At 69.6% G+C, this 13,078-nt stretch carries 9 protein-coding genes; 4 read left to right on the plus strand and 5 right to left on the minus strand.

Going from position 1 to position 13,078, the window contains the following annotated elements; translation table 11 throughout:
* Positions 1 to 3: 3 nt before the first annotated feature.
* The gene (gene glnE / locus K7G19_RS21815; protein ID WP_150084793.1) at positions 4 to 2,919 is read right to left on the minus strand and encodes a bifunctional [glutamate--ammonia ligase]-adenylyl-L-tyrosine phosphorylase/[glutamate--ammonia-ligase] adenylyltransferase; all 2,916 of its coding nucleotides are present in this window, start codon (positions 2,917 to 2,919) and stop codon (positions 4 to 6) included.
* Between the two features lie 120 nt (positions 2,920 to 3,039).
* Here glnE and K7G19_RS21820 point away from each other — a divergent pair, with 120 nt between their 5' ends.
* The 4 genes from K7G19_RS21820 (at position 3,040) to aroG (ending at position 11,409) form a co-directional block, all read left to right on the plus strand.
* Complete coding sequence (locus tag K7G19_RS21820) at positions 3,040 to 7,386, plus strand: YhdP family protein (RefSeq protein ID WP_226109124.1); 4,347 nt, start codon at positions 3,040 to 3,042, stop codon at positions 7,384 to 7,386.
* 118 nt (positions 7,387 to 7,504) lie between these two features.
* Positions 7,505 to 8,317: a carbon-nitrogen hydrolase family protein gene (locus K7G19_RS21825; protein WP_226109205.1), complete on the plus strand. Its 813-nt coding sequence runs from the start codon at positions 7,505 to 7,507 to the stop codon at positions 8,315 to 8,317.
* Positions 8,318 to 8,465: 148 nt separating this feature from the next.
* On the plus strand, positions 8,466 to 9,926 hold the full coding sequence (tldD, locus tag K7G19_RS21830) for a metalloprotease TldD (RefSeq protein WP_226109125.1): 1,461 nt from the start codon (positions 8,466 to 8,468) through the stop codon (positions 9,924 to 9,926).
* Between the two features lie 403 nt (positions 9,927 to 10,329).
* On the plus strand, positions 10,330 to 11,409 hold the full coding sequence (gene aroG / locus K7G19_RS21835) for a 3-deoxy-7-phosphoheptulonate synthase AroG (RefSeq protein ID WP_174105859.1): 1,080 nt from the start codon (positions 10,330 to 10,332) through the stop codon (positions 11,407 to 11,409).
* A 48-nt stretch (positions 11,410 to 11,457) separates the two neighbouring features.
* On the opposite strand, the gene K7G19_RS21840 is transcribed toward aroG, so the two are convergent.
* From K7G19_RS21840 to K7G19_RS21855, 4 genes are all read right to left on the minus strand, one after another.
* Positions 11,458 to 11,712, minus strand: a complete 255-nt coding sequence (locus tag K7G19_RS21840; protein WP_149319337.1) for a DUF2442 domain-containing protein — start codon at positions 11,710 to 11,712, stop codon at positions 11,458 to 11,460.
* Between the two features lie 4 nt (positions 11,713 to 11,716).
* The gene (locus K7G19_RS21845; RefSeq protein ID WP_226109126.1) at positions 11,717 to 12,025 is read right to left on the minus strand and encodes a DUF4160 domain-containing protein; all 309 of its coding nucleotides are present in this window, start codon (positions 12,023 to 12,025) and stop codon (positions 11,717 to 11,719) included.
* A 77-nt stretch (positions 12,026 to 12,102) separates the two neighbouring features.
* A complete protein-coding gene (locus K7G19_RS21850) occupies positions 12,103 to 12,501 on the minus strand; it encodes a c-type cytochrome (protein WP_149319338.1) in 399 nt (132 codons plus the stop codon).
* Between the two features lie 11 nt (positions 12,502 to 12,512).
* On the minus strand, positions 12,513 to 12,860 hold the full coding sequence (locus K7G19_RS21855) for a cytochrome c (RefSeq protein WP_006578948.1): 348 nt from the start codon (positions 12,858 to 12,860) through the stop codon (positions 12,513 to 12,515).
* Positions 12,861 to 13,078: the final 218 nt, after the last annotated feature.

The following is a 13,078-nucleotide window of genomic DNA, read 5'->3' on the forward strand; positions in this document are numbered from 1 at the left end:
CGCTCAGTCCTGGCCGAACACGGCCTGCCATAGCGCGCGCACATCGCGCGCCTGCGCCTCGATGGTCTGCGGCGGCACGCGGGCCTGATCCTGGCCGTCGAGCCGCAGCTTGTGCTGGCGCGCGCGGAAAGTCCGATAGGCGTCGCCGACCGCTTCGGCCAGCGTGGCGTCGATCAGGCCGAGCTGCCCCGCCATCCGCAGCAGCGCGATATTGCCGGCGTTGCGCGTCAGCTCGGGATGGGCGCGGCTGTGCAGCAGCACCAGGTACTGCACGGTGAATTCGATGTCGACCATGCCGCCGCGGTCGTGCTTCAGGTCGAAGCGGTCGCTGCGGTTCGGATGGCCCTCGGCCACCTTGTGCCGCATCGCGACGATGTCCTGACGCAGCGTGTCGGCATCGCGCGGCTGGCACAGGACCTCCTCGCGCAGCCGCTCGAAGCGCGCGCCCAGCTCGCGGTCGCCGGCGCAGAAGCGCGCGCGCGTCAGCGCTTGGTGCTCCCACACCCAGGCGGTGTTGTCGCCCTGGCGCAGCTGGTAGCGGCGGAACGACTCGAAGCTGGTGACCAGCAGGCCGGCAGCGCCGTTCGGACGAAGCCGCGTGTCGACGTCGAACAGCATGCCGGCCGCGGTATGGCTGGTCAGCCAGGTAATCAGGCGGCGCGCATAGGCGGCGTAGATCTCCGCGGCGCCGTCGTCATCGTCGTCGTGCAGGAAGATGATGTCGAGGTCGGACGCATAGCCGAGCTCCTTGCCGCCCAGCCGGCCATAGGCGATCACCGCGAAGCGCGGCGTGTCGCGATGGCGCATCGGCAGTTGCTGCCAGACCGCGGTCAGCGTGACGTCGAGCATCGCGTCGGCCAGGTCGGACAGCCGGTCGGCGATCTGCTCGACCGTCAGCCTGCCGTGCAGGTCCTGCAGCAGCACGCGGAAGGTCTCGGCATGGTGCTCGCGGCGCAGGATATCCATCTGCGCCTCGACCTGGCCGTGCGCTGCGAGCAGGCGCTCGCCGAGCCGGGCGCGGAAGGCCTCCCAGTCCGGCACGCTGGCGAGCGCCTCGGCATCGAGCAGTTCGTCGAGCAGTTGCGGATGCCGCGTCAGATAGGTGGCGGCCCAGCGCGACGCGTGCAAGGTATGGGCGACGCGCTCCATCGCCTGCGGATACTCGGACAGCAGCGACAGATACGAGGCGCGCCGGCTGATCGCATCGAAGAAGTCTAGAAAGCGCGCAATGGTGGCATCGGCATCGTCCTGCCGTCCGGCCAGGTCGAGCGCGCGGTTGACCAGCAGGTCGAAGCGCGCGCGGCTCTGCTCGGACAGCGCGCGGTAGCGCGGCGAGGCCGCCGTGGCGCGCAGCCGCTCCAGCAACCCGACGCAGTCGGAATAGCCCGCCTGCGCAAGCCGCGCGCACGGCGCCTCTTCGTCCTCGCCGTGCGCCAGCGCCGGCCACAGCGTCTCGGCGGGCGGCTGGCCCTGCTCCGGGTCGGAGAAGGTGACCTCGAACTGCTGTGCCACCGGCTCCTGCAGTTCCGCCAATCGCGCCTGCAGCGCGGGCCAGTCCGCGCAGCCCATCATGCGCGCCACCGCGGACTGCTCCTGCTCGCTGGTCGGCAGATGGTGGGTCTGCGCATCGTCGCGATACTGCAGCCGGTGCTCCAGCTGGCGCAGGAAGCGATAGGCATCCGACAGCTGCAGCGCCTGCCCCGCCGGCAGCAGCCCGCGCTCGACCGCGATCGCCAGCACCTCCAGCGTCGGCCGCGCGCGCAGTGCCAGGTCCTGGCCGCCGCGGATCAGCTGGAACACCTGCGCCATGAATTCGATCTCGCGGATGCCGCCGCGCCCCAGCTTGATATCGGCCGAGCGCTGGTTGACGCCATGGCCGGCCAGACCCCCGCTGCGCTTGGCTGCCTCGGCGCGGATCTGCGCATGCAGCGAGCGGATCGCGGCGATCACGCCGTAGTCCAGATAGCGGCGGAACACGAAGGGCGTGGTCAGCCGCGCCAGCTGATCGGCGGTGCGCTGCGCGTGCGGCGTGGCCAGCGACGACACCACGCGGCCCTTGATCCAGGCGTAGCGCTCCCATTCGCGGCCCTGCACCACCAGGTATTCCTCGAGCATGCCGAGGCTGCAGGCCAGCGGCCCGGCGTCGCCGTTCGGCCGCAGCCGCATGTCGACGCGGAACACATAGCCGTCGGCGGTGGTCTCGGCCAGCACGCTGATCAGGCGCCGGCCCAGCCGCGTGAAGTATTCATGATTCGACAGGCTGCGCTGGCCGCCCGCGGTGTCGCCGTCCTCGTCGTAGAGAAAGATCAGGTCGATATCGGACGAGACGTTCAGCTCGCGGCCGCCGAGCTTCCCCATGCCGACCACGATCAGCTCCTGTACCTCGCCGCTGTGCTCGCCGACGGGTCGGCCGAAGGTCGGCGCCATGTCCTCGGTCAGCGTGGCCAGCGCATGCTGGATCGACAGCTCGGCCAGGTCGGTCATCGCGCCGGTGACCTCGGCCAGCGTGGCCAGCCCGCGCAGATCGCGCTCGATGACGATGCACATCACCTCGGCGCGCAGCCGCCGCAGCGCCTGGCCGATCGCCTGCTCGGCGTCGGCGGCCGGCTGCCGCAGCTCGGCCAGCCGCGCTTCCATCCAGACCCGCGTCAGCGGCTCGGCGCTGGCCTGGGCGACCAGGGCCGGCAGTTCGGGCCGGGCCTGCATCACGCGCCGCACGTAGTGCGAGGCGGCCGCCGAGTACAATGCGTGTCCCCCGCAATCGGCGGGGTCGAGACCGGTCGCCGCGGCCACCGCAAAGGCGCCGCTTGCCATGCCGCCCAGGCCGCTGGCCGCGGTGGCGGCATCGACGGCAACGGCGGCGTCGGCGGCATGCCGACCGGCGCCCGCCTGGGAACTCGCGATATCTGGGGAAGTCATTCCTGTCACTTGGATGGCTCGCGGCAGAGGAACGCCGCGCGAGGAATCATGCGCCACCGGTAACGCCGCCCGGGCTGGCTTCGAATTGGAGAGCGGCTAGTATTGTCGGATAATCTGCGCATGTCCAGCCGCGCCACCCCACCCGCCGAACGCCCCACCCCGTCCAGCGGCGCGGCAGCAACCCCAGGGTCCGCGGGCTCCCCCGCCGGTGCCGCGGCGGCCCAGGGTTCCGGTTCCGGTACCGCTTCCTCGACCTCCCCTCCCTCCGGCAAGTCGTTTTCGACCTCGGCCTGGCGCCGCCGGGCCGGCCAGTTGTTTCGCTCCCTGAAGGCCTCGCCGCGCGCCATCGGCCGCGCCGTCGCGGCAGCGGTGCGCCACCGCTGCTGGGGCTGGATCGCGCGCTGGCTGCTGCGCATCGGTGTCACGCTGGCGGCCGTGGCCGCGGTGCTGTTCCTGCTGATGCGTTTCGTGCTGTGGCCCCAGGCCGCGGGCGCACGCGCCTGGCTGGAGCAACGCGGCTCGGAGGCGCTGTCGGCCCACCTGACCATCGCCGCGCTGGAAACCACCTGGGATGGCTGGCATCCGGCCTTCCATGCGCGCGGCGTGCGTCTGGTCGACGACCAGCAGCGCGTGCTGCTGTCGGCCGAGACGCTGCAGGGCGCGCTGTCCTGGCAGTCGCTGAGCACGCTCGAGTTGCGCTTCGCCCGCTTCGACGCCAACCACGCCGACGTGCTGGTGCACCGCTCGGCGCAGGGCCGGCTGGAGGTGGCGGGCATGCCGATGCGCACGCAGGACCGCAGCGGCGGCGACGATCATCGCTTTCTCGACTGGCTGCTGGCGCAGGGCTCGGTCACGCTGACCGGCGGCAAGGTCCGCTGGCTCGACGAGCAGCGCGGCCTGCCGGTGCTGGAGGTCGGCGACATCCTGCTGCGTTCGACCCGCAGCGGCGCCCGCCACGACCTGCGGCTGGAAGCGCGCTCGGCCGCGCTGGCCGCGCGCCCGCTGGTGGTCACCGGCACCTTCCGCCATACCTATCTGCATGCGCAGGGCGACTGGCGCAACTGGCGCGGCCAGGCCAGCTGGGATATCGGCCAGTTGCAGCTGCCCGCGGTGCAGCGCTACCTGAGCCTGTTCGAGCGGGTCGACAGCGGCGTGCTGAGCAGCGACGGCACCATCGAGTTCGCCAATGGCGAGATGCTGCGCAGCCAGGCCCGGCTGCGCGCCAACGCGGTCGATCTGCGCCTGGCCGGCGCGGCCGAGCCCTTGCGGCTGAACCAGTCGCAGGCGCTGCTGCTGCATCGGCGCGAAGGCGCCGACAACCAGCTGACCGTCGACACGCTGCTGTGGGAGCCCGCCGGCGCGCAGGCCCAGGCCACCGGCGGCGCCTGGCGCGAAGGCATGCGCCGCGTCACGCTGCGCTGGGCGCGCGACGACAACGGCGCGCTGCGGCGGCTGGCGCTGAAGGCGCCGACGCTCGACCTCGACGCGCTGCGCGCGCTGTCGACCGCGATGCCGCTCGATACCGCGCTGGCCCGCCAGGTGCGCGCGCTGCGGCCGTCCGGCCGGCTCGACAATCTCGACGTCGACTGGACCCGCGAGCGCGGCGGCCTGCTGCAGCGGCAAGGCGGTCCCGCCCGCTATCGCATCCACGGCACGCTGCGCAACGTGTCGGTGCGCGAGCAGCCGGCCGAACCGGCGTTCGACAAGGACGGCCATGCGAACCTGGGCATTCCCGGCTTCAGCGGCCTGTCCGGCAATTTTTCCTTCGACCAGCAGGGCGGCAGCGCGCGCTTCGAGGGCACCCAGGCCACGCTGACCTTCCCCGGCGTCTTCGAAGACCCGCGACTGCCCTTCGACGAACTGGCCGGCGCATTCGAGTGGCGCCGCGAGGGCGGCAAGCTGGTGGTGCGCACCGACGGCATCCGCTTCGCCAACGCCGACACGGCCGGCACCGTGCGCGGCAGCTGGCGCGAAGGCGGCGACGGCCACGCCGGCATTGCGGAACTGGACGGCGAGCTCGGCCGCGCGCAGATCGCACGCGTGCCGCGCTACCTGCCGCTGCACATTCCCGCCAGTACGCGCCACTATCTGGCCGGCGCGCTGGCGGGCGGCGAGTCCGAGGCGGTCCGTTTCCAGGTCAAGGGCGATCTGGCCCACTTCCCTTTCCATGGTGACGCCGCCCGGCATGGCGACTTCCACGTGGACGTGCCGCTGCGGCAGGCGTCCTACCAGATCGACCCGCACGGTCCGGACGGCAAGCCGCTGTGGCCGCTGTTCACCGAGATCGATGGCAGCCTCCGGTTCGAGCGCGGCGCGATGGCGCTGAACGTCGAGCGCGCCTCGGTGCAGGGCCTGGCCGGCGTGGCGCTGCGCGACGTCAAGGGCCGCATCGACGAGCTGGACCACCGCGGACGGCTGACGCTGGACGGCAGCGCCAGCGGCCCGATGCAGGGTTTCCTGCGCTATATCGCCAGCAGCCCGGTGCGCGAGTGGACCGGCAACGTCACCGGCGACGCGCGCGGCCAGGGCAATGGCGAATTGCGGCTCAAGCTGGACCTGCCGCTGGCCGATGCCACCCGCAGCAAGGTCGAGGGCCAGTACCGCCTGACCGGCAACGACGTGGTGCTGGCGCCGGGCCTGCCGATGCTGGGCGGCGCCACCGGCACGGTGGCCTTCAACGAGCACGGTTTCCAGCTCGATGCGGTGCGCGCGCGCCTGCTCGGCGGCGAGGTGCGCGCCAGCGGCGGCACGCAGTCCGACGGCACGGTGCGCGTGACCGCGGCCGGCAGCGCCAACTCGCGCGGCATCGCCGAGGCGCTGTCCGGTGCCGGGCTGACGCCGCTGGCGCGCCGCTTCGACGGCAATGCCAGCTACCAGGCGGTGATCGGCGTGCGCGAACGCCAGCCGGTGATCTCGTTCACCGCGGACCTCGCCGGCATGGCGGTCGACCTGCCGGCGCCGCTGACCAAGCCGGCCGGGCAACCGGCGCCACTGCGCCTGGAGGTACGACCGGTGGCCGGACGCGCGGGCCACGAGGAACTCGAACTGCAATACGGCGCGATGCTGAACGCCCGCTATCTGCTGCGCCGTGGCGCCGGCGGCGTCGAGGTCGTCAACGGCGGCATCGGCATCGGCCAGCCGGCGCCCACGCCCGCCACCGGGGTCAGCGCCGCGCTGGCGGTCGAGCGCTTCGATCTGGACGGCTGGCGCACGGCGCTCGCCGGTGCACCCGCCAGCGGCTCCGCCGACGACAAGGGCGGCGGCGCGCGCGAACCGGCCACGGCCTCGTATCTGCCGGAGCGCATCACCGCGCGTTCGCGCACGCTGCTCGCCTTCGGCCGCGAGCTCGACGACGTGACGCTGGACGCCGTGCGCACCGCGCAGGCCGGCGATCCCGGCTGGCAGTTCCGCCTCGACTCGCGCCAGATCGCCGGCCAGATGCAGTGGCGCGCGGTGCCGTCCAGCCCGGGCGGCGCGCTGACGCTGCGGCTGTCGCGGCTGAACATCCCCGACAGCCAGGACACCAGCAAGGTCGCCGACGCGCTGGCCGGCCAGATCGAGCAACTGCCGTCGATCGACCTGCAGGCCGAGCGCTTCGAACTGCGTGGCCACGACTTCGGCAAGCTGCAGGTCAAGGCACACAGCGCGCTCGACAATGGCGAACCGGTCTGGACGCTGGAATCGCTGACGCTGGAACAGCCCGGCGCGACCTTCACCGGCCAGGGCAGCTGGCGCGTGCCGCGTCGCGTGCGCGACAGCGGCAAGGCCGGCGGCCAGCGCCGCACACTGCTCAGCTTCAACGTCGACGTGCGCAATGCCGGCGATGTACTCGACCGGCTCGGCATGCCGCATACGCTGCGCGACGGCAAGGGCAAGCTCGAGGGCCGCATCCGCTGGATCGGCTCGCCGCTGGCGATCGACTACCCCTCGCTGAACGGCCGCGTGGCGCTCAAGCTCGAGAATGGCCAGATCGTCAGCGTCGAGCCCGGGGCGGCCAAGCTGCTGGGCGTGCTGAGCCTGCAGAGCGTGATGCGGCTGGTGACGCTGGACTTCCGCGGCATCGCCGGCGAGGGCCTGGTGTTCGACGAGATCAGCGCGACCGGCACCATCGAGAACGGCATCGCCAGCACCAGCGACTTCCGCCTGAAGAGCCCGCAGGTCAGCGCGGCGATGACCGGCAGCGCCAATCTTCCGCAGGAAACGCAGGATCTGGAGGTCGCGCTGGTGCCGCGCATCAACGCGACCTCGGCTTCGGTCGCCGCCGCCTTCATCAATCCGGCGCTCGGGATCGGCACGCTGGCGGCGCAATTGCTGTTCGCCGACGAGTTCTCCAAGGCCTTCACGCAGCACTACAAGGTGACAGGAAGCTGGGCCGAGCCGCGGATCGCCAAGGTCGGCGACAATAACGCGGACGGGTCCAGGCGCGCTCCCGATCGCCGCCAGCCCGAGCAGTCCTACATGCCGTAATTGCGCCCACGCGCATCGAGGAAACGCCATGCCAGCCGCCGATCCCGCTACCCGCCCCACCAGCGCGCCAGCCAGCCCTGCCGCTTCCCCCTCCGCCACGCCAAGCGCGACGCGTGCAATGCGTGTTGCCGCGATCCAGACCGTGACCGGCACCGCGCTCGACGCCAACCTGGCGCGCGCCGATGCGCTGATCGCCGAGGCCGCGCGCGGCGGCGCCGAGCTGGTGCTGCTGCCCGAGTATTTCTGCCTGATGGGCCGCCATGAGAGCGACAAGGTCGCGGTGCGGGAGCAGGACGGCGACGGACCGATCCAGCGCTTCCTGGCCGATGCAGCAAGGCGCCACGGCATCTGGCTGGTCGGCGGCACGCTGCCGCTGTGGTGCGAGGACGCCGAGCGCGTCCGCAACAGCTCGCTCGCCTTCGACCCACAGGGCGAACGGGTGGCGCGCTACGACAAGATCCACCTGTTCGGCTTCACCCGCGGGGAGGAGCGCTACGACGAGTCGCGCACGATCCTGGCCGGCCGCGAGCCGGTGACCTTCGGTGCGCCGTGCGGCCGGGTCGCGATGTCGGTCTGCTACGACCTGCGCTTTCCCGAGCTGTATCGGCAGATGGCGAGCACCGACAGCGAGAACGGCCTGGCCTTGATCCTGATGCCGGCCGCCTTCACCTACACCACCGGGCAGGCGCATTGGGAAATCCTGCTGCGCGCCCGCGCGATCGAGAACCAGTGCTATGTGCTGGCGGCGGCCCAGGGCGGCAAGCACGAGAACGGCCGGCGCACCTGGGGTCACTCGATGCTGGTCGATCCCTGGGGCGAGGTGCTGGCCATGCTGCCCGAGGGCGAGGGCGTGGTCAGCGGCACGCTGGACCCGGCGCGCATCGCCGAAGTGCGGCAGAACCTGCCTGCGCTGCGCCACCGGGTGCTGTAGCATGGACACCCGTAGGACCCGACCGAACCGTGGTACCTGACCGAACCGTAGTACCGAACATTCGGGCGCCGCACCAGCCGGCGCCCCACCCTTGCGGCTGCCGGCCCGATGCCGGGCAGCGCGACACCGAATCCAACAGAGGACATTCATGAACGCCGGCGATCTCGGAATCCGCAATCTCGCCACCGCACAGCAGCTGCTGCTGAACCCGTACGGGCTTGACGAAGCCCGGCTGCAACGCGTGCTGGCCGACATCTTCACGCACAAGGTCGACTACGCCGACCTGTATTTCCAGTACACCCGCAGCGAGGCCTGGAGCCTCGAGGAAGGCATCGTCAAGTCGGGCAGCTTCAATATCGACCAGGGCGTCGGCGTGCGCGCCGTGTCGGGCGACCGCACCGCCTTCGCCTACTCCGACGAGATCAGCCTGGAGGCGTTGCTGCAGGCCAGCGCCGCGACCCGCACCATCGGCAAGGTCGGCAGCGGCCGCACCAAGGTGGCGGGTTCGCTGGCCTCGCAGGGCGGCCGCGACCTGTACGCACCCAACGATCCGCTCGATTCGATGCCGGCGGCCGAGAAGGTCGCGCTGCTCGAGCGCGTCGAGAAGATGGCGCGCGCCAAGGATCCGCGCATCGTGCAGGTGATGGCGGGCCTGGCCGGCGAATACGACGTGGTGCTGATCGCCCGCAGCGACGGCGTGATCGCCGCCGACGTGCGGCCGCTGGTGCGCGTGTCCGTCACGGTGATCGCCGAGCAGAACGGCCGGCGCGAGATGGGCACCTCGGGCGGCGGCGGCCGTTATCACTACGGCTACTTCAGCGACGATCTGCTGCGCACCTATGTCGACGAGGCGGTGTCGTCGGCGCTGGTCAACCTGGAGGCGCGCCCCGCCCCGGCCGGCGCGATGACCGTCGTGCTCGGGCCGGGCTGGCCCGGCGTGCTGCTGCACGAGGCGGTCGGCCACGGGCTGGAAGGCGACTTCAACCGCAAGGGCTCGTCGGCCTTCGCCGGCCGCATGGGCGAGCGCGTGGCGGCCAAGGGCGTTACCGTGGTCGACGACGGCACGCTGGAAGGCCGCCGGGGTTCGCTGAACCTCGACGACGAAGGCAATCCGACCCAGTGCACCACGCTGATCGAGGACGGCATCCTGCGCGGCTATATCCAGGACACGCTGAACGCGCGGCTGATGAAGATGCCGGTGACCGGCAACGCGCGCCGCGAGAGCTTCGCCGCGCTGCCGATGCCGCGCATGACCAATACCTACATGCTGAACGGCGACCGCGACCCGCAGGAGATCGTCGCCAGCGTCAAGCGCGGCCTGTACGCGGTCAACTTCGGCGGCGGCCAGGTCGACATCACCAACGGCAAGTTCGTGTTCTCGGCCAGCGAGGCCTACCTGATCGAGGACGGCAAGATCACCGCGCCGGTCAAGGGCGCAACGCTGGTCGGCAACGGTCCCGAATCGCTGAAGGACGTCACCATGATCGGCAACGACATGCGGCTGGACTCGGGCGTCGGTGTCTGCGGCAAGGAAGGCCAGAGCGTGCCGGTCGGCGTCGGCCAGCCGACCCTGCGCATCGAGAACATGACGGTGGGCGGCACCGCCTGACGGCCGCGGGCGTCGGCGCCGCTGCTGCGCCGGCGCCACAGCCGGCCCTCTTCCGCCTTGCCCCGGCGTTTCGGCGCGCTTGCCAAGCGTGCCGAAACGGGCTATAAAGTGGCTTCGTCGCCGGCGCTTGCCGCCTCGCCGACACGCGATACCGACGAAAACAGACGCAATACCAATCGCAAGACCGACCGAATACCGCGCTTTCCTCCCACATGTCCGCCAAGTTTTACTTTTACTTTTTTAGCGATCTCGCACCGCTGGCGGAAGGAGAGGATCAGTCGTAAGCGCCTCCCAAGATTGCAAAAAAGCCGCCAGCAGACCTGGCGGCTTTTTTTTGGCCCGACTTTCCCCGCAGCATCGAATACCCCCCCACTCTCACGACCTGACAAGACCTGGAGCCATCATGTTGAAGAACACCGACGACCTTCGTATTCGCGAACTGAAGGAGCTGCTGCCGCCGGCGCACCTGATCCGCGAGTTCTCCCTGTCGGAGAAGGCGTCGGACGTCATCTACGGCGCGCGCCAGGCGATGCACCGCATCCTGCATGGCATGGACGACCGGCTGATCGTCATCATCGGCCCCTGCTCGATCCACGACACCCGCGCCGCGCTCGAATACGCCAAGCTGCTGAAGGAGCAGCGCGATCGCTTCAGCAACGAGCTCGAGGTCGTGATGCGGGTCTACTTCGAGAAGCCGCGCACCACGGTCGGCTGGAAGGGGCTGATCAACGATCCGCACATGGACGGCAGCTTCAAGATCAACGACGGCCTGCGCACCGCGCGCGAGCTGTTGCTCAATATCAGCGAGATGGGCCTGCCGGCGGGCACCGAATACCTCGACATGATTTCGCCCCAGTACATCGCCGACCTGGTCAGCTGGGGCGCGATCGGCGCGCGCACCACCGAATCGCAGGTGCATCGCGAGCTGGCCTCGGGGCTGTCGTGCCCGGTGGGGTTCAAGAACGGCACCGACGGCAACGTCAAGATCGCGGTCGATGCGATCAAGGCCGCGTCGCAGCCGCACCACTTCCTGTCGGTCACCAAGGGCGGCCATTCGGCGATCGTGTCGACCTCGGGCAACGAGGACTGCCACATCATCCTGCGCGGCGGCAAGAATCCGAACTACGACGCCGAAAGCGTGCAGCAGGCCTGCGACGCGATTTCCAAGGCCGGGCTCGCGGCGCGGCTGATGATCGATGCCTCGCACGCCAACAGCAGCAAGAAGCACGAGAACCAGATCCCGGTCTGCGAGGACATCGGCCGCCAGCTCGCCGCGGGCGACGACCGCATCATCGGCGTGATGGTCGAATCGCACCTGATCGCCGGCCGCCAGGACCATGTCCAGGGCGCGCCGATCGACTCGCTGACCTACGGCCAGTCGGTCACCGACGCCTGCATCGGCTGGGACGATTCGGTGCGGGTGCTGGAGATCCTGGCCAACGCGGTCAAGGCACGGCGGTTGGCGAAGGGCAGCGGGAACTGATGAACGCTGAGTTGGCGGCCACCGCGCCGCCACTCACCCGACGGGCCCCTACGATCGGATCAACGGGCGCCCCGTCACTTCCTCGTACATCGCATCCGGGGCGATATCGACCCCGTTTGGCCATACCACCGCGCCATCCGCAATAGAGGCCCTGGCGAAATAGGCCTCATCAGCCAACGGGGCAAACACGCCATGGAAATCATCGCGCGACATATCCACGATTCCGCGCGTGCCATCGGCGAATTCAACGTCCAGTCGATGATTTGGCAGGACAGCCAGACGGGTGACGTGCCACGCAACCATTGCATTACTCCAGGGGCGGAATGGGCTTTGGCATTTCGTGATTTCTGCAAAGCCGCCAATCTTCGGCCAATTCGGTTCGATGCGCCGACGCCCATTCCAATACCAGTGCAAGCGCACGCCGAGGGAGCGACCCGGCGATAACCTCAAGCGTATCGATTCGGATGATCGCTTCGGCGTCGCCATAGCGCGCATGGAAATGGGCCGGTTCGTGGTCACGCCAATACATCGTGATCACGATCCCGAAAAATATGCTGAGGGTTGGCACATTGGCTCCCGCTGTTGAGGGAGCACCATCGTATTGCGGGGTCATCATGCCTTCGATCGGTCCATGCCGAAGATATAAAAAAAGCCGCCTCGAAGGAAGCGGCTTTTTGACGGCGGTAGGCTGCCTTACCTCTTCAACACCAGATCGCCCGGCAGCGATTCCAGATAGGCGGCGATGTTCTTCAGCTCCTGCCGCGTGAAGGGGCGGGGCTTGCCGTCCTTGCCGAGCACGCCGGGGTTGGCGTTGACCTGGCCCTGCATGATCGCGTTGGAGCGGCCGACCTGCGGGTTGCCGTGGACCTGGTAGGCGACCAGCGCGTGATACAGGTAGCCGGCGTGCTGGCCGGCCAGCTTCGGATAGTCCGGCGCGATCGGGGAATTCATGTCGGCGCCGTGGCAGGCGGCGCAATTGCCCTTCTGCACCAGGGCCTTGCCGGCTTCGATGTCGGCGGCGGAGGCCGACATCGCCGAGGCACCCAGCACGAGTGCGCCGAGCGCGAACGAGAGCGTCTTGAGCGTCTTCATGTCGGGTCCTCTCACTTCTGCGGATTGTCGCGGGTATCGCGCTTCTGCTGCGCGTAGTACGCAGCCACGTCGGCAATATCCTGGTCGCTCAGCGTCGCCGCGATGCCACGCATGGTCGGATGCTTGCGGCCGCCCTTCTTGTACTCCTGCAGCGCGTTCGCGATGTACTTCGCGCTCTGGCCCCCGATCATCGGCACTTCGTACACCTCGGGAAACGAAGCCCGATATCCCGGAATTCCGTGGCAGCCGATACACATCGCCACCTTGTCCCGGGCTGCCTCCACATTGCCCTTGACTTCCTGGGCCTGCGCTGCCGTCGCGGCGGCGCCCAGCACCACCATCGTGAGGAGCTTTTTCATTGTCGTAGTCGGATTGGAAGGATTGAACCCTGCGTGACCTGCCCGAGCGGCCAGACATGGAACTCCCGCCGAATGCACGGCCGGGGCCGTGCGCATCGACCGTCATGCCGGCCATTCTTTCGTGATCGCCGCTTCCCGACCAGGGCCGCCAGGGTGCGACGTGGGCGGCCGGGGAAGGAGGATGGACGTGGGGGCGCGTCAAACCGGCGCATTGTACC

The organism is Cupriavidus sp. DB3, from assembly GCF_020418465.1.
GTDB classification, from domain to species: Bacteria; Pseudomonadota; Gammaproteobacteria; order Burkholderiales; family Burkholderiaceae; genus Cupriavidus; species Cupriavidus cauae.